This window comes from Mycobacterium sp. AMU20-3851 (assembly GCF_043974665.1).
In the GTDB taxonomy this organism is placed as follows: Bacteria; Actinomycetota; Actinomycetes; order Mycobacteriales; family Mycobacteriaceae; genus Mycobacterium.
In genome coordinates this window covers 2,709,475-2,725,408 of sequence record NZ_CP146371.1, presented here as the reverse complement: position 1 = coordinate 2,725,408, position 15,934 = coordinate 2,709,475, and the positions used below count along the sequence as shown (strand labels likewise).

Annotated in this window: 22 protein-coding genes; 10 read left to right on the top strand and 12 right to left on the bottom strand. The window is 68.7% G+C overall.

What is annotated here, in order from left to right:
• Positions 1 to 48 precede the first annotated feature (48 nt).
• Positions 49 to 666, top strand: coding sequence for a DUF5701 family protein (locus tag V4U86_RS13085; protein ID WP_395311622.1), 618 nt, complete (start codon positions 49 to 51; stop codon positions 664 to 666).
• On the opposite strand, the gene V4U86_RS13080 is transcribed toward V4U86_RS13085, so the two are convergent.
• Positions 659 to 874 carry a hypothetical protein gene (locus V4U86_RS13080; protein ID WP_395311621.1) on the bottom strand — a complete coding sequence of 72 codons (216 nt, stop codon included), beginning with the start codon at positions 872 to 874 and terminating at the stop codon, positions 659 to 661. The two genes, V4U86_RS13085 and V4U86_RS13080, sit on opposite strands and share 8 nt — an antisense overlap.
• Before the next feature lie 161 nt (positions 875 to 1,035).
• Here V4U86_RS13080 and V4U86_RS13075 point away from each other — a divergent pair, with 161 nt between their 5' ends.
• Positions 1,036 to 1,668, top strand: coding sequence for an FKBP-type peptidyl-prolyl cis-trans isomerase (locus tag V4U86_RS13075; RefSeq protein ID WP_395311620.1), 633 nt, complete (start codon positions 1,036 to 1,038; stop codon positions 1,666 to 1,668).
• Positions 1,669 to 1,736: 68 nt separating this feature from the next.
• On the opposite strand, the gene V4U86_RS13070 is transcribed toward V4U86_RS13075, so the two are convergent.
• Entirely contained in the window at positions 1,737 to 2,411 is a 675-nt protein-coding gene (locus tag V4U86_RS13070; RefSeq protein ID WP_395311619.1) for a Crp/Fnr family transcriptional regulator, read from the bottom strand.
• 269 nt (positions 2,412 to 2,680) lie between these two features.
• Here V4U86_RS13070 and V4U86_RS13065 point away from each other — a divergent pair, with 269 nt between their 5' ends.
• The 3 genes from V4U86_RS13065 to V4U86_RS13055 all read left to right on the top strand — a co-directional run bounded on the left by V4U86_RS13065 (position 2,681) and on the right by V4U86_RS13055 (position 4,958).
• Positions 2,681 to 3,361, top strand: a complete 681-nt coding sequence (locus tag V4U86_RS13065) for a cutinase family protein (RefSeq protein ID WP_395311618.1) — start codon at positions 2,681 to 2,683, stop codon at positions 3,359 to 3,361.
• A 77-nt stretch (positions 3,362 to 3,438) separates the two neighbouring features.
• On the top strand, positions 3,439 to 4,110 hold the full coding sequence (locus V4U86_RS13060) for a nitroreductase (RefSeq protein ID WP_395311617.1): 672 nt from the start codon (positions 3,439 to 3,441) through the stop codon (positions 4,108 to 4,110).
• Positions 4,111 to 4,226: 116 nt separating this feature from the next.
• Entirely contained in the window at positions 4,227 to 4,958 is a 732-nt protein-coding gene (locus tag V4U86_RS13055; protein ID WP_395311616.1) for a cutinase family protein, read from the top strand.
• A gap of 11 nt (positions 4,959 to 4,969) precedes the next feature.
• Here V4U86_RS13055 and V4U86_RS13050 read toward each other — a convergent pair whose 3' ends face one another.
• Complete coding sequence (locus V4U86_RS13050) at positions 4,970 to 5,245, bottom strand: putative quinol monooxygenase (RefSeq protein WP_395311615.1); 276 nt, start codon at positions 5,243 to 5,245, stop codon at positions 4,970 to 4,972.
• Positions 5,246 to 5,417: 172 nt separating this feature from the next.
• Here V4U86_RS13050 and V4U86_RS13045 point away from each other — a divergent pair, with 172 nt between their 5' ends.
• Both V4U86_RS13045 and V4U86_RS13040 read left to right on the top strand, forming a co-directional pair.
• Positions 5,418 to 6,128, top strand: coding sequence for a cutinase family protein (locus tag V4U86_RS13045; protein WP_395311614.1), 711 nt, complete (start codon positions 5,418 to 5,420; stop codon positions 6,126 to 6,128).
• A 48-nt stretch (positions 6,129 to 6,176) separates the two neighbouring features.
• Positions 6,177 to 6,542 (top strand): RNA-binding S4 domain-containing protein, encoded by a 366-nt coding sequence (locus V4U86_RS13040; protein WP_395311613.1) that lies wholly within the window; start codon positions 6,177 to 6,179, stop codon positions 6,540 to 6,542.
• Between the two features lie 18 nt (positions 6,543 to 6,560).
• Here V4U86_RS13040 and V4U86_RS13035 read toward each other — a convergent pair whose 3' ends face one another.
• The 6 genes from V4U86_RS13035 to V4U86_RS13010 form a co-directional block, all read right to left on the bottom strand.
• A complete protein-coding gene (locus V4U86_RS13035; protein WP_395311612.1) occupies positions 6,561 to 7,229 on the bottom strand; it encodes a hypothetical protein in 669 nt (222 codons plus the stop codon).
• Between the two features lie 52 nt (positions 7,230 to 7,281).
• Entirely contained in the window at positions 7,282 to 8,889 is a 1,608-nt protein-coding gene (locus V4U86_RS13030; protein WP_395311611.1) for a threonine/serine ThrE exporter family protein, read from the bottom strand.
• Between the two features lie 82 nt (positions 8,890 to 8,971).
• Complete coding sequence (locus V4U86_RS13025) at positions 8,972 to 9,616, bottom strand: dihydrofolate reductase family protein (protein WP_395311610.1); 645 nt, start codon at positions 9,614 to 9,616, stop codon at positions 8,972 to 8,974.
• Between the two features lie 149 nt (positions 9,617 to 9,765).
• Positions 9,766 to 9,969: a cold-shock protein gene (locus V4U86_RS13020; protein WP_073855253.1), complete on the bottom strand. Its 204-nt coding sequence runs from the start codon at positions 9,967 to 9,969 to the stop codon at positions 9,766 to 9,768.
• Between the two features lie 262 nt (positions 9,970 to 10,231).
• Entirely contained in the window at positions 10,232 to 10,681 is a 450-nt protein-coding gene (locus tag V4U86_RS13015; protein ID WP_395311609.1) for an SRPBCC family protein, read from the bottom strand.
• Entirely contained in the window at positions 10,671 to 11,009 is a 339-nt protein-coding gene (locus V4U86_RS13010; protein WP_395311608.1) for an ArsR/SmtB family transcription factor, read from the bottom strand. The genes V4U86_RS13015 and V4U86_RS13010 overlap by 11 nt, the downstream gene beginning before the upstream one ends.
• Positions 11,010 to 11,122: 113 nt before the next feature.
• Here V4U86_RS13010 and V4U86_RS13005 point away from each other — a divergent pair, with 113 nt between their 5' ends.
• Both V4U86_RS13005 and V4U86_RS13000 read left to right on the top strand, forming a co-directional pair.
• Positions 11,123 to 11,803: a DUF899 domain-containing protein gene (locus V4U86_RS13005; protein ID WP_395311607.1), complete on the top strand. Its 681-nt coding sequence runs from the start codon at positions 11,123 to 11,125 to the stop codon at positions 11,801 to 11,803.
• 30 nt (positions 11,804 to 11,833) lie between these two features.
• On the top strand, positions 11,834 to 13,402 hold the full coding sequence (locus V4U86_RS13000; RefSeq protein WP_395311606.1) for a class I adenylate-forming enzyme family protein: 1,569 nt from the start codon (positions 11,834 to 11,836) through the stop codon (positions 13,400 to 13,402).
• A gap of 5 nt (positions 13,403 to 13,407) precedes the next feature.
• Here the strand turns inward: V4U86_RS13000 and V4U86_RS12995 are convergent, their stop codons facing one another.
• Entirely contained in the window at positions 13,408 to 13,776 is a 369-nt protein-coding gene (locus V4U86_RS12995) for an NYN domain-containing protein (protein ID WP_395311605.1), read from the bottom strand.
• A 68-nt stretch (positions 13,777 to 13,844) separates the two neighbouring features.
• Between V4U86_RS12995 and V4U86_RS12990 the strand changes: the two genes are divergently transcribed.
• The gene (locus tag V4U86_RS12990; protein ID WP_395311604.1) at positions 13,845 to 14,408 is read left to right on the top strand and encodes a DUF4334 domain-containing protein; all 564 of its coding nucleotides are present in this window, start codon (positions 13,845 to 13,847) and stop codon (positions 14,406 to 14,408) included.
• 6 nt (positions 14,409 to 14,414) lie between these two features.
• Here the strand turns inward: V4U86_RS12990 and V4U86_RS12985 are convergent, their stop codons facing one another.
• Entirely contained in the window at positions 14,415 to 15,248 is an 834-nt protein-coding gene (locus V4U86_RS12985; protein ID WP_395311603.1) for an SAM-dependent methyltransferase, read from the bottom strand.
• Positions 15,249 to 15,260: 12 nt separating this feature from the next.
• Positions 15,261 to 15,887, bottom strand: coding sequence for an NlpC/P60 family peptidoglycan-binding protein RipD (gene ripD, locus V4U86_RS12980; protein WP_395312028.1), 627 nt, complete (start codon positions 15,885 to 15,887; stop codon positions 15,261 to 15,263).
• Positions 15,888 to 15,934 lie beyond the last annotated feature (47 nt).

Below are 15,934 nucleotides of genomic sequence, written 5' to 3'. Positions count from 1 at the left end.
CGGTGCCACGTACGGAAGTTCCCGGTCACCTCAGCCCCTTGGAGTCCCATGGCCCTGCAGCAGCAACTGGACCGACTATTGGCGGCCGGCGTCGCCGACGCGGCGGGAGTGAGCGCGGCTGAGCTGGCCGGGTACGCCTCCGACCTCCCGGAGGCGCCCGATACCGTCCTGGCGATCCATCCCCGGCTCGCGTCGGCGCATACGCTCGCGGCCCTACTGAGCCATGAGGGCCGGACCGGCTTCGTGGTCGATGACATGACCGATCTGGACCAGTTCGTGCCGACCGACGGCGTCTGCATCCCGAACCTGCCGCTGTACCTGGTCCACGACGTCAGCCGGGGCGACGACCTGCGCAATTGGAGCCCGGACGAATCGTTTCCCGCCCTTCAGCAGCGCGGACGGACGCCGCTGACCATCAACGAAGGGATCAGCTGGCTACTCCAGGAGCCCAAACAACTCGAACCCAACCACTGCTTCATGACCATCGGGTCCCGCAAGCCCAAACCTCGCGGGCTGGACGCCAGAACCCCGGCGATCTGGATCAGCGGCGGCACGGGCCGCGACGGGGCCGAGCGCCGTGGCGCCCCGAAGGTCGGCTGGTGCTGGGCAGGTAACCGGCACACCTGGCTGGGCATGGCCTCCGCGGCGGGCCGCAGCCCTAGCTGACGGACCCGGCCTCCACATCCCCGCGGCGGACGCGCACCTGGAAGCTCTTCTCACCCCAACCGTCGGAGAGCTCGAAATGCACCCGCTTCGGGCTCCCGAACAGCGTGGTCGTGGTGACGGTGCCGGTGGCACCCTCGGGTACCACCGGCACGTCGATCCCCTCGATCCGCCGGCGCGCGGTGACCACATCGCCTTTACGAAAACCCATTGTCGCTGTCCCCCTCGGCATCTGCTGACGCTGCGTACGGCCCCCGCCGCGCAGCCCTCCTTCTTCATGGTGGTCAGCTGACCGGTTGGGCGCAAACGGTTTTGTCGTCGAGGCCGCAGCCGGCCCCGGCCCTGCACAGCTACGCCGGTAGCGTGGCGGAGGTGAATTGTTCTCGCGTACCCTCCTCCATCGCGCTGCTGGCCGGCGCCGCAGCGATCGCCATGACCGTCTCCGCCTGCGGATCGGATACTCAGAGCGCCGCGTCGACGAGCTCGGCCACCACGACCGCGGACGCGTTCGACCTTCCGGCCAGCGACGTGGCACCGGTGGCGAGCCCGTGCCCGTCAGCCGCCCCGGAAGCACCGGGCGCACCTGAATGGACGCTGTCCGGCGCCACCGGCAGCGTCGCGGTCACCGGCTCCACCGACACCGCCGCACCGGTCGTGGACGTCGACGGACCGTTCAGCGTCACCGAGACCCAGGTGCAGACGCTCAAGGCCGGCGACGGGCCCGTCGTCCCGGAGACCGCGACGGTGTCGGTCTGCTACATGGGCGTGAACGGGCGCGACGGCAACGTCTTCGACAGCAGCTACCAGACCGGCGCCCCGGTCGACTTCCCGCTCGACGGCGTCATCCCCGGCTTCCAGAAGGCCATCGCCGGGCAGAAGGTCGGATCGACCGTCGCCGTCGCGATGACCTCCGAGGACGGCTACGCCGAGGGGCAGCCCGCCGCGGGCATCGAGAAGGGCGACACGCTGATCTTCGCGATCAAGATCCTCGAAGCCTCGAACTGAGCCGGTCCGCCGGCCGCAGCCTCCCGGGCGGGAACTGTGGCCGGCGAGACGGACATCCACCGGAGGGGTCAGCGGGCGCGGCGGGCCAGCTTCGCCGGCTCCAGCACGAACACCGTCTTGCCCTGCTGGCGAATCCATCCCCGGTTGGCGAATTCCGAGAGTGCCTTGTTGATGGTCTCGCGCGAGGAACCGACCAGCTGCGCGAGTTCGAGCTGGGTGAGCTCATGGTCGACCCGCAGCACATCGTCCTCGGGGCGGCCGAATCGTTTCGCGAGATCGAGGAGCTGTTTGGCCACCCGGCCCGGCACGTCGGTGAAGATCATGTCGCACACGTCATCGTTGGTGCGGCGCAGCCGGCGCGCGAGCACCCGCAACAGCTGCTCGGCGATCTCGGGACGCTCGGTGATCCAGCCCGACAGCGCCTGTCGCGCTACCGCGGCCACCCGCACCTGGGTCAGCGTGGTCACCGTCGCGGTGCGCGGCCCGGGATCGAACAGCGCGAGTTCACCGAACGTCTCGCCCGGACCCATGACGGCGATGAGGCTCTCACGTCCATCCACCGACCGCCGGCCGATCTTGACCTTGCCCTCGACGAGGACATACAGCCGGTCACCGGGCTCACCCTCGGTGAAGACGGTGTGGTTGCGCCGGAAGGTGATCCATTCCAGCTCGGATTCCAGCGCCACCATGGCGTCCGCATCGACATCCTGAAAAATGGCGGTGCGCGCCAAGACCGCGTTCAACGAGTTGCCTTTCCGGACCGGTAACCGACGACAGCTCCCCCTGCACGGCCGCCGGAAGCGGGCGCACGAGAAAACACATTACAGTTAAGCGATCACGCTTAAGTTACGAGGGGTTAAGCCCGGAGCAGCAATCCGACTGAGTCCGCGCATGCGCACGGATGTGCGCCACTTGAACAATAACGTGCGTCAATTCGTAGCCGGCGGGCCCTCCGACGGTCACTACCATCGGCGGACAGCAGCTGTCGGAGACCCTGAGGAGGGCACACACGATGCGAATTCGGTTCCGGTCCATCCCCGTTCTGCTGGCCTCGGCCACCCTGGCCGGCGCGGGCCTGCTGACCGGCCCTTCGCCCCAGGCGACGGCCGAGCCGTGTCCGGACATCGAGGTCGTCTTCGCCCGCGGGACCACCGAACGCCCCGGCGCGGGCAGCGTGGGCAACGCCTTCACCGAGGCCTTGCGCGGCCAGGTCGGTGAGAAGAGCGTCGAGCTCTACCCGGTCAACTACCCGGCCAGCCACAACTGGCCGACGGTGGTGGACGGAGTCAACGATGCCGGCGCCCGGATCCGCCAAGTCGCGACCACCTGCCCGGACACCAAGGTGGTGCTCGGCGGGTTCTCCCAGGGCGCCGCCGTGGCGCAGTTGGTCACCGCGGATCCACCGACGATCCCACCGAACTCGTTCGCCTTCGGCACCACCACCCCGCTCGCGCCCGAGGTCGCCGACCAGGTCGATGCCGTGGTGCTGTTCGGCAAGCCGAATGACCGCTTCCTGTTCCTCATCGGGCAGCCGAACGTGCCGGTGGGGCCGGCGTTCACGGCCAAGACCCTCGACCTGTGCGCCATCAACGACCCGGTGTGCTCGGGCGGCCTGGACCCGGTCGCCCATAACCTGTACACGCGCAACGGCATGGTGACCGATGCCGCCGCCTTCGTCGCCGCACGCGTCTGAGACCACGGGAATCCAAGGGTTCCAAATCGCGCCATCCCCGGCAGGCTTGAAGACGAGCAAAGGGAAGGCAGGCGGTTGTGAACGTCTACGAGGCGGTCGAAAGTCGCCGGGCGGTACGCGGATTCACCGACGAACCGGTGCCGATGGAGGTCTTGGAACGGGTCCTGAAGACGGCGTCCTGGGCGCCGTCGGGATCCAATCTGCAGCCCTGGCACAGCTACGTCGTCACCGGTGCGCCGCTGGCCCAACTGAAGAAGGTCGCGGTCGCCCGGGTCGCGGCGGGCGATCCTTGGGACGAGCGTGAGTTCCAGTTGTACCCGCCGGATCTGAAGGCCCCGTACAGCGAACGCCGGTCCCGGTTCGGCAAGGAGCGCTACTCCGCTCTGGGCATCGCCCGCGAGGATTGGGAGGCTCGTCAGCGCGCGGCCGTCGGCAACTGGAACTGTTTCGGCGCGCCCGCCGCGCTGTTCTGCTTCATCGACCGGGACATGGGCCGGCCGCAATGGGCGGACCTGGGAATGTACCTACAGACCGTGATGCTGCTGCTGCGCGCCGAGGGGCTGCACAGCTGCCCGCAGATGGCGTGGTCGCAGGTCCGCACCTCCGTGGAGGAAGCACTCGATCCCCCGGCTGAACTCATGCTGTTCTGCGGCATGTCCATCGGCTACGAGGATCCGGACGTCGAGTTCATCCGGACGCTGCGGGCGCCGCTGCACGAGACGGTGACCTTCGTCGGGGACATCGAATAGCCCCGAGGTGGTGCTGGCAGGAATACAACCAGTGGCGCTTGCGTCAATGTGCAGGTGAGTCGATCACGGGATGCTGATCACACACTCGTTCAAGATCACTCCGACGAAGGATCGACATGGCCACCCAGACGTCGCACACCGCCCGCTCGCACCGCATCGAGTACCTCGCCGCCATCGTGCTGTTCCTTGCCGCCACGATTGGGCCGCTGGCCACCGCCCGCGCATTCGCCGCACCTGGAAACCCGTGCCCGGACGTGGAAGTGGTGTTCGCTCGGGGCACTTTCGAAGCCCCGGGCGTAGGCGCGACCGGCCAGGCCTTCGTCGACGCGCTCAACAGCCGGGTCGGAGGCGACACCGTCGATGTGTACGGCGTGAATTACCCTGCATCGCTTGACTTTCAAGCAGCGACCCAGGGAATCGCCGATGCCACCAGCCGGATCCAGAACATCGCGTCGACGTGCCCGGACACCAAGATCGTCCTGGGCGGCTACTCGCAGGGCGCGGCGGTCGCCGGCTACAGCACCTTCGACACCGTGCCGGCCGGGCTGGCACTCCCTGCCGGCATCAGTGGGCCGATGCCGCCGTCGGTCGCCTCGCATGTGGCCGCGGTGGTGCTGTTCGGCACGCCCGACAACTGGTTCCTCGACCTCGTCGACCGCAACGCGCCACCGGTGACCGTCGGATCGCTGTACTCCGCCAAGACCGTCCAACTGTGCGCGCCGGGCGACCCGGTGTGCTCCCCGGGCGGCCTGGATCGCAGCGCGCACAGCGCCTACAAGATCAACGGCATGGCCGAGCAGGCCGCCGACTTCGCTGCCCGCGCCGTGTCGACTGCCACCGCGGCCTGAGACCCGACCGTTCAGCCCGTCCCGACGTCGAACTCGGTGACCGAAGCCGACCGGATCATGGCGGCCTGACCGTCGTCCGGCCCGCCGCCGCGGAATGCGTCGAGGGCCGACCGTGAATCCCATCGCTCATAGATGTTGATGCGGGCGGGATCCAGCAGATCGGCGGAGATCGCGAAATCCAGACAGCCCGGGGCGTCCCGCGCGCTGCGCACGACCCCACCGCACCCCTCCAGGTAGGACGCCCGTCCGGCAGCGTCCACCATGATGTGCCCGGCCACGATGACCATGTCCCACAGCTCCTCTCCTACGCTTCACACCGTCGGAGATATCGACCCGCCGCGACGGCACAACTCATCGAAGATCTCGGGGCGCGGTTTCGGCGGCAAAAGTGACGGGTACAGATCTACAGGCCTGTCGGCTGCCAGCAAAATGCCAGCGACGTCCCCAAAGGAGTTCACGATGAGTCTTCGTCAATCCGTACGGTTCCTGGGGGCGGGCGCCCTGATCGCCTCGGGGATGGCGGTGGGCACCACCGCTCCAGCCGCGACGGCGGAACCCTGTCCCGATGTGGAAATCGTGTTCGCCCGCGGCACCAGCGAAGCTCCCGGGGTCGGCGGCACCGGGCAGGCCTTCGTCGACGCCGTGCGCGCGCAGACTCCGGGCAAGTCGGTTGCCGTCTACCCGGTGAACTATCCCGCAAGCGACAACTTCGGTGATCGAATTGCGTTCGCGCAGACCGTAGTTGACGGCATCCGGGACGCCGGGGCGCGCGTCGAGTCCATGTCAAAGGCCTGCCCGGACACCAAGATGGTGCTCGGCGGCTTCTCCCAAGGCGCCGTCGTCGCCGGTTACGTGACCGCGGACGCCATCCCGGACGGCATCCCCGACGAATACCTCTCGCACATCCCCAACCCGCTGCCCGACGCCGTGGCCGATCACGTCGCGGCCGTCGTGCTGTTGGGCAACCCCTCCGATGCATTCCTGAGCCAGTTCGGCGCGCCGATCGGCAAAATCGGCCCGCTGTACGAGGCCAAAACGCTGGAACTGTGTGCCCCCGGCGACACCATCTGCGACGGCACGCCCGGTGGGATGCCGTCCATCGCCCACGTGATGTATCCGATGAACGGGATGGTCGCCGAGGCCGCCACCTTCGCCGCCAGCAAGGTGTAGTCCCGACCGAGCAACGCCCGCACTCCGTCGGTGCACGATGATGGGGCCATGGAGTCGACGCGGATAGATCGCTGGCTGTGGGCGGTCCGACTGACCAAGACCCGACCGGACGCCGCGGCGGCCTGCCGGGGCGGGCACGTACGGATCAACGACCGGGTAGCCAAACCGTCCACCACGGTCTCCCCCGGCGACCAGGTCCGCGCGCTGGTGGGCGACCGGACCCGGGTCGTGGAAGTGGTACGGGTGATTCAGAAGCGGGTGGGTGCCGCCGACGCGGTGACCTGCTACCTGGACCGCACGCCCGCACTTCCGCCGACGACCGCGGTCCCGGTGGCCGTCCGCGACCGGGGTGCCGGCCGGCCTACCAAGCGCGACCGGCGGGTGCTCGACAAGTGGCGGGCCGGACTGGGTTGACCCGCCCGGGCAGCGCCGTCAGTTCAGCGGACCCTGCTGAATGATGGTCGGGGGCAACGGTGCGGGGGCCGGGCCCGGCGGCGGTACCGGCGCGCCGGGCGCGGGCACATCGGCCGGCGCGGCACCAGGGGCGCCGATCGGGAGCACCTCCGGCGGCGGGTTGGGATCCGACAGCGAGACAAATCCCGGAGGCAGCGGCGGACCACCCACCTGCGGGGTTCCTTCGACCCGAAGCGACGGGGTCGACGAGGACGGGTCGGTCAACGAGGTGTAGCCCGGCGGCAACTTGGGTGCCGGTCCGGCACCCGGCGGCGGCCCGCCCGGAAGGCCGCCCTGCCCGGCTTCGGAGAACGCGGCCATCGGGTCCGGGGACTTCGCGGCATTCCACAGATCCCTGATGTAGCCGAACGTGCCACCGGACTGGCCGCCACCGTACGCCGGGTTGCTCATCTCCGGCACCGGGGGCGGTCCGGCCGGCGGCGGGGCGGGCGGCGCGGCGACCAGCTCGTCGGGGTTCATCACCACGGGCTGTCCGGGAGGCGGCGGCGCCCCCGGATCCACCGGCACCATCGGGACCGGTTCGGCGGTGGCAGGTCCGGCGCCGAACAGCGCGCCCCCGGCCAGCATGGTCGACGCCAGCGCGAGCCTGACGGTGGGGCGCGTCGCGGCACGCTGTCGAACGGTCATGGGTCAGAAGGCTAGCGCCTCGACGCCGACTGCGTCACCGATAGGCGCCCGTCTAGGGCCGGGGATCGCCGGGCCCGGCGTCGTCGGCGTTTGCCGGGCCGCCGCGGGGCGGCTCCACGCCGGCCTCGTCCTCGGAGACCGTCTCGGGCTCCAGCGCCACGCTCTGAGCTCGCGGCGTGACCGCCGCGGAGGCCGGCGGGTTCTCGGCCGGCTGCAGGCGCACCACGCGGCCGACGGCCCGGCGCAGGCCGGGCGGACCCTCGATCCGGACGAAATCGCCGACCCGGCCGGCCCGGTAGCGCAGGGGTGAGCCGAGCAACTCACCCATGACGACACCGCTACCGATGGCCAGCGCGATGGCCACCGCGGACATCAACTGCGCGATCCCGTCCAGCCAGCGTTCGTCGACCGCGAAATAGAAGACCGACCGGAACACCGGCATACCGGGCAGCATCGGGGTGATGCCCGCCGTCGCCGTCACCAGGGCCGGCGCCTGCCGCCGAATGGAGGTCACGGTGGCGAGCAGACCGACACCGACCGCCGCGATCCCGGTGGCGAACACCACCCCGAACTGGGCGTGGCCCAGCCCGATCAGCAGGCCCTGCGCGGCGCCGGCCGCGACGCCGGCCGTCACGACCGAGCGCATCGGGGCATAACTCGCCAGCGTCAGGCACACGCCGGCCAGGGCGGCCCCGAAAACCGCCACCCCGACCTGGCCGGGACCGGTGGGCAGGATGATCGACTGTGTCGCGTCGATGTGCAGTTCGATCTGGATGCCGGCCAGGTTGGCGATCTGCAGGCCACCGACGATGCCGGTGACGATGCCCGCGGTCAGGAACAGCGCGTCGCCGAGCCGGCCGACGGCGGTGACCATGTGACCGGTCAGCGCGTCCTGAACCGAACCGACAAGTGTCATGCCCGACAGCAGCATCACGATGCCGGTGGCGACCAGCGCTGTCGGGTTCTGACCGGCGAACCGGTAGGCGGCGACCGCCACCAGCGTGGCGATCGCCGCGCCCGCCGCGTGCTGGAAGAAGAACGGGGTGCCGAACCGGTTGAGCACCCGGCCGACCCGGTCGATGACGGCCGAGGTGACGGCGGCCAGCAGGCAGATCTGCCAGGTGCCGCCCAGCAGCATGGCGATCCCGAGCGCGAAACCCGCCCAGAACACGGTCGCCATCCACCGCGGGTAGGGGTGCGGCCGCTCGCTGAGTTCGTCCATCGCCTCGTGCGCCTGGTCGACGGTGACACCGCCGGAGGTGATGCGACGGACCAGTTTGTCGAGTTCGGCCAAGCGGGTGTAGTCGGTGGCGCGGTGGCGCACCGAGCGCACGATGGTCAGCGGCGGGCTGTCCGCGGTCGGCAGCGCCGAGACGATGATGGTGGAAAAGGTGATGTCGACGACGCAGTCGCCGAGCTGATAGGCGGCAGCGACGTCCTGCGCGGTGGCGAGGATGTCGGCGGTACCCGATCCGGAGGACAGCATCACCTCGGCCAGTCGGATCGTCAGGTCGAGGACCTTACGGGTGTGCACGTCTCCGACGTGGGTGGCGCTGCGTCTGCGCTGCCCGGCGATCGGCGCCGGATCCCGGCGTCCACGAAGCGCGCTGCGCAGGCTGCGCCGTGCGCGGGCGGTCTCTTCGGCTCGGTCGAAATCCATCACCGGTCACGATACTGATCGCCGCGCAGCCGCTGCCAGCATGGCATCTGCAGTGCCGCATCGTTTTCCGGCCGGACGACGGTCAGCGACGCCAGAACAGGTGGTGTGTCACTCCGCTGGGGCTCGGGACCACGTCGCAGTGGTAGCGGTCGCGCAGTTCGTCCGGCGATTCCCAGAGTCGCGATCCGCCGCCGAGTTCGATGGGGGCGACCGCCACGTGCAGGGTGTCGATCAGGTCGGCGTCGAGGAACTCACGGATGGTGTGCGCACCGCCGCCGAGCCGGACATCCCGGCCCTGGGCGGCCTCCGTGGCACGCGCCAGCGCGCTCTTCGGATCGGTGTTGAGGAAGTGGAAAGTGGTGTCCGACAGGCTGAATGACGGGCGATCATAATGGGTGAGCACGAAGACCGGGGTGTGGAAAGGCGGCTCGTCGCCCCACCAGCCCTGCCAGTCATGGTCCTCCCACGGGCCGCGGTGCGGGCTGAACTTGTTGCGGCCCATGATCTCCGCCCCGATATTGCGGGCGTAGTCCCGGGTGAAGTAATCATCGATCCCCCGACTGCCACCCGGGTCGGTGCGGTTGGGCCAACTCGCCGTCGCGCCGGCCCACGCCAGCATGGTCTGCGGATCCGCATGCCCGAACGGACGCTCGAAACTCTGGTCCCGGCCCGCACCGAACCCATCCTGCGAAACCGCGAAATTCTGCACCCTCAGCAACTGGACCACGTGCCCTCCTGGTTTTCCGACCGACACTGTGCAGACGGTCCGGGACCCGGAAAATCATCGCGGGGGTTTCCCGAGATGCACGAAACCCCGGATCCGGCCGCCGCTGCTCGGTGTGAGCACGGTTCCGGGTCCGGGGTTCGAGAGGAGTCTTAGAGAGCGGTGACGCCGACGGCCTGGGGCCCCTTGTTGCCCTGGGTGACCTCGAACTGCACGCGCTGGTTCTCCTCCAGATTGCGGAATCCGCCGGACTGGATCTCGGAGTAGTGCACGAACACGTCGGGCGCGCCGCCGTCAGGAGCGATGAAGCCGAAGCCCTTTTCGCTGTTGAACCACTTCACGGTTCCTTCTGCCATGTCTTACTTCTTTCTTCTCACACGGACCGAACGTGGTGCCGGCCGAGGTTTGGGTGGCGAACTCTGGTCGCCGAATCTGTTGCGGTTTCAGGGAAGTACGGGTGACGACGCAGAGCGCGATGAGAGGTCTTTCAGATACCGGCCGCATCTCGGCCGAACTCATACCCGGCCTCACGACTGCGACGTTCCAGTCCAGCCTACCAATGAAAAAGCCGCACCGCCTAATTTGACGACATTTCGCACGAGCACGGCGCCGGCCCCCTCACCGGCCGGCGAGGACAGCCGCGAACTGATCGGCGGTACGGATCCAGCCGGTATGAAAGCCGTCGTACTCCTCCGGGGGCAGCATGGTGTGTTCGATCGACATCAGCGTCTGGTCATCTTGCAGCGGCTCGAACGTCACCGCGACCACGCTGGCGGTCGTCGGATCCGCCCAGTCCGAATTGGCCCAGGTGAACTCCAGGCGGCGCGGGCGGTCGATCGTCACGAACCGTCCGGTGATGAGCACGCTGGCACCCTCGTCGTCGACATCGAATCGGAAAGCCCCGCCGACATTCGCGTCGACGTCCACGGTGACGCACCGAACCGGGCGCGGACACATCCACTCTCGCAGCGAGGCCGGGTCCAGCCATTCGTCGAAGACCTCTTCGGGACCGGCGGGCATGATCCGCTGAACCCGCACGACGGGCCGGTCGATGGGGTCATCGGTCATGGCGCGCCCGGTTCCGCCGGAGCCGGGCGGCCAGCGCGTCGGCGCGGGCGGACCAGAAGTCGGCCTGTTCGTCCATCCACTGGCTCGCCGGCTCGAGACCCTCCTCGCGCAGGGACAGCCAGTGTTCCCGGCCCCGCACCTCCCGGGTCACCAAACCGGCGTTCTCCAGCACCCCGATGTGGCGCGACACTCCGGCGAACGTCATCGGCATCGGCGCGGCCAGATCGCTGATGCGGGCCGCGCCGCCGCGCAACGCCTCCAGCAACCGGCGGCGCGTGGGATCCGCCAACGCCGCGTAGGCGCGGTCCAGCACCTGATCTTCAACCATGTTGTTGACTATATCGGCACTCCGTGGTCTGCTCGAGTACACGACGTTCAACAGATTCGTTGAATGTTTACTTTGGAACGGAGATCCGCCGTCGTGGGCGGGAGGGGGCTGTCATGCAGACACCGGCGATCGTGTCCGCCCAGGAATGGGCGGCCGCGCACGAACAGATGCTCGTCAAGGAAAAGGAGCTGACCCGGGCCCGGGATGCCCTGGCGGCGCTGCGCCGGCGCATGCCGTGGACGCCGGTCGCCGACGACTACGCCTTCGAGGGTCCACAGGGCCGGATGAGCCTGCTCGATCTCTTCGACGGTCGCCGACAGTTGATCGTCTACCGCGCGTTCGCTGATCCCGGCGTCACCGGCTGGCCCGAACATGGTTGTGTCGGTTGCTCCTTGATGGCCGACCATGTCGGCAATCTCAGCCACCTACATGCGCGCGACACCACGCTGGTGTACGTGTCGCGAGGTTCCCAGCACGACATCGCCCGGATTCAGGACAGGATGGGCTGGAATCTGCCGTGGTACACGATGGTCGACGAGTCCGGTCCGGCGTTCGACACCGATTTCGGGGTCGACCAATGGCACGGCACCAACGCGTTCATCCGGCAGGGTGATGACATCTTTCGGACGTACTTCATCAATGATCGCGGCGACGAGGCGTTCGTGAGTACCTGGAACTTCCTGGACATGACCGCACTCGGCCGCCAGGAGACCTGGGAGGACTCGCCGGCCGGCTACCCGCAGACTCCGCCCTATCAATGGTGGAGATGGCACGACACATACGGCGATCGCTGATTCGCCGACCCCATCGGCGATGATCGGTGCGTGACAGATCCACAGAAGATTGTTACGGCGCCGCTGACCGTGCCCGCGCTGCTGGCCGAACGGGTACGCGCCTGTGGACCGGATACCTACGTGGTCAGTCCTGCCGGGGCACTGACCTACGCCGAGGCCGAGGCCCGTTCCGCCGACATCGCGTGCCGACTGCTGGCGGCCGGTGTCGGGAAGGGCAGCCGGGTCGGGCTCTTCTTCCCCAACGACCTCGACTGGGTCACCTGGTGGCTGGCGCTGTCCCGGATCGGCGCGCTGGTGATCCCACTGAGCACGCTGTATGCGCCGGCCGAGATCGCGAAGGTGCTCCGCCTGGCCGATATCGGCACGTTGATCGCGCCAAGGCAGGTCCTCGACACCGACGTGGCACCGCGTTTGGAGGCGGCCCTGCCCGGTCTCGCCGGTCAGGTGCGCGACGCACTGGCGCTGCCGGGCGCACCCTATCTGCGCAGGATCGTGCTGACCGAGGACACCGAATCCCCTTGGGCCACCGGGTTCAGCGAGATGACCGCCCGGGTGTCCGGCGAGATCCTCGCGGCGGTGGAAGCCGAGGTCTCCCCCGCCGACCTGGCGGTCATGGTGCACACCTCGGGTTCCACCGCCGATCCCAAGGGCGTGCTGCACACCCACGGCACCCTGGTCCGGCAGACATCGACCTGGCCGGCCGCGATCCGCGCGGTGACCCGTTCGCAAGAGCGGCCCAGGATCCTGTGCGCCATGCCGTTCTTCTGGGTCGGCGGACTGCTGGCCGCGATGGGTGCGCTGCACGAGTCGATCACCTTGCTGGTGCTGCCGCGGCTGGATCCGGGCACGGCACTGGACCTGCTCGAACAGCACCGCGGCACGGGTGTGATCGGCTGGCCCGCGTTCACCCAACGGGTGCGTGATCACCACAGCTTCGCCGACCGGGACCTGTCCAGCGCGCCGATGCTGCGCGACGGTCCGCTGGATATCGCCATGACGGATGTGCCGGACGGATTTCCGGTGCACCGCACGATGTCCGAGACCGCCGGCGGATTCGCCTATACCGATATCGCCATCGTCGACGACGAAGGCGCCGCGGTCGCGGACGGTGTGGTCGGAGAACTGCTCATCCGCGGCATCGGGGTGATGGCCGGTTACAACAAGCGGGAGCGCGCCGAGATCTTCGACGCCGACGGTTGGTATCACACCGGCGACCGGGTCTACCGGCGCGCCGGGGATCCGCGGTTGTTCTATGTCGGCCGCAGCACCGATCTCATCAAGTCCGGCGGCGCGAACGTGTCCCCGCTGGAAGTCGAGGCGGTGATCTCCGCTCTACCGGGTGTCGCGCAGTGCGTGGTGATCGGCGTCGAGCATCCCGAGCGGGGTGAGGAGGTCTGCGCCGTCGTGGTACCGACCGCCGCGGACCCGGATATCGACGAGATCCGCCGGCTCACCCGGGAACAACTGTCGGTGTACAAGGTGCCCACCAGATGGGTGATCGCGACCGGTACCCCGATCCCTACCCTGGCGAGCGGAAAGTTCGACCGAAAAGCACTGTTGGGGATGGTGATCGACGGAGTGCTGCAGACGCAACGGTGATCCGCTCAGTCGAGCAGGTCCCGGAACCGGCCGGCCGGGAAGGTGGCCGCTCCGACCGCCCCAACCCGCGCGCTCAGCGCACCGTCGGAGGTCACCACCGTGATGTCGCCCGGCTCGCCGTCCGCCCGGACCAGCCGCACGATCTCGTCGTCGGCAGAGTTCGGCCCCGCCCGCGGCGCCTGCCGCACGGCGATCAGGTCGGACTGCAGCGCAGGCGACATCGGCTGCTCCAGCACCACCGTCACCTCGGCTCCGGTGGTGCGAGCCCACTGTTCCAGCCGCTCGATCAGGGAGCTCAACGCCCCGCGCCGGTCCTTCCACCAGCCGTCGGGGCGCGCACCGACGACGTTCATGGCGTCCACGATCCAGCGCACGTCCCGACTGTACGGCCGCACCGCCCACCACATTGAGTGCTTGACACCTGTCAAGTACGCTGGAATCCATGCTCGCCGAAGACGTCCTGCCCACCGTGCCCACCACCACCGCCGAGGCCACCGAATTCTTCGACGCCGCCGCGGCGGTGGAACCGGAGTTCATGATCGGCACCTGGCACGGCGCCGAACTGCCGACCGCGCATCCGATGGACGGGCTACTGGCCGCCAGCGGCTGGTGGGGCAAGCAGTTCGTCGACGCCGAAACCGTGCACCCACTGTTGTTCCCCAAGGACGGCGGGACCGCATTGTGGGCGCTGAACCCGATGCTGGCCTTCGGCGGGTTGGGGCTGGCGACGAAGATCCCGTTGGTGCGCAATCTGTCTCTCGTCCAACCGATCTCCACGCTGCGCCCGGCTCTGCGGACCAGGGCACCGAAGGCGCGACTGCGCACCACCCGCTACCGCGGCGTCGACAGCGCGACGATGATCTACGACAACCTGCCGATCAACGACGTGTTCCGCAGGGTGCCCGGCACCGCGGTGGACACCCTCATCGGCGCGATGGACTACCGCGGCGCGAAACGCCCCTACTTCTTCGTCCTGCAACGCGACGATTCGCTGCCGGTCCACTGATCCGGATCAGGGTTTGACGGCCTCGATGAAGTAGCCGCGCGGGACATTCGGCACATCCAGCGGGACCGCCGGGGTGAACCAACGCCGCCACGCGTTGCCGGGCTCGGCAATGTCGGTGACGGAGGCCGTCCAGCCGTGCCGGCCGGCCAACTCCCCCGGATCGTCGGTGCCGAACAACCACGGAGAGCCTTGTGCAGCCATCGATTCCAGCACCGGCACCATGAACGGTGACTCCAGCAGCGCGGTGCCGATGACCTCGTAGAGCAGTACCGACCCGGGCGCCGACAGCGCGTCGATACGCTTGAACAATGCCCGTACCTGCGTCTCGTGCAGGTACTGCAACAGACCCTCCATCAACCACACCGCCGGGGCGTGCGCGTCGAATCCCGCCGCGGGCAACGCATCCGACCAGTCCGCGGCCAGGTCGACCCCCAGCGTCACCCGGCGACAGCGCGGGGCGGCATCGGCCAGCAGATCGGCCTTCGCCGAGATCACCTCGGGCTGATCGAGTTCGAAGACGGTGGTGCCCGCCGGCCAGTCCAGCCGGAACGCGCGCGCATCCATTTCGGCCGCGATGACGACCACCTGGCGCACCGATCGGGTCGCCCTCAGCAGCGCCTCGTCCCAGAACCGGGTGCGCACCACGATCTGCACGGTGGACTGCTCACCCGAGGTCGCCAGCGCGGCCTCCAGGAAATCCCGGCCGATCTGCCCGGCGAGCACATCGGCGTACGGGTCCTCGAAGAGCCGGTCCGGGCGGGTGGACTCGCGGGCCCGGATGGCGGCAACCAGCAGGGCGGTGCGAGCCACGCCGTTCAGTGCGGGGTGTTCGTCGGCCATGCCGCCAGTCTGCTACGCGATGATGCGCACCAGATACGGGGTCATCGAGGCGGTGCGCACCGGCGAGACGGCGACACCGGAGTCGGTGGCCTCGACCATCTGGCCGTTGCCGACGAACAGCGCCACGCTCTGGGTGCCCTCCGGGCCATAGAAGATCAGATCACCGGGCAGCGCCTGCTCGGGGAGCACCTTCTGGCCGACCTTGTACATCTCGCCCGAGGAACGCGGCAGTTTCACCCCGACGCCGGCGAAGGCGTACACCACGATGCCCGAAGCGTCGAAGCCCACCACATCGGCGGCCGGGTCGGGAACCGTCGCGGCACTCGGGATCAGCGGTGCGGACACCGGGGCGGGCGGGGCCAATCCGGGAAAGTTGAGTCCGGGGATGCCGCCCGGGGTCGCAGCGGCGGCCGGATCGGCCACGACGGGGGCCTCACGCACGACACCGCGGGTGGGGCCGTTGGCGTCACCGCCGCCGTAGGCGAACGGCACGCCGCGCTGCGACAACGCACGCTTGATCACATAGTCGACAGCCTGCTGGTTACGCACCGGGCGGGTGTTGAACGGGTCCGCGGATGCGACGCCGGGACTCACCAACAGCAGAGCCAGGCCGAGTACCAAAGCACAGAAGCGTCTCATCGCCAGCGTCAACTCTTTCAATTCGGGTCGGTAACGTGGCAGCGCTA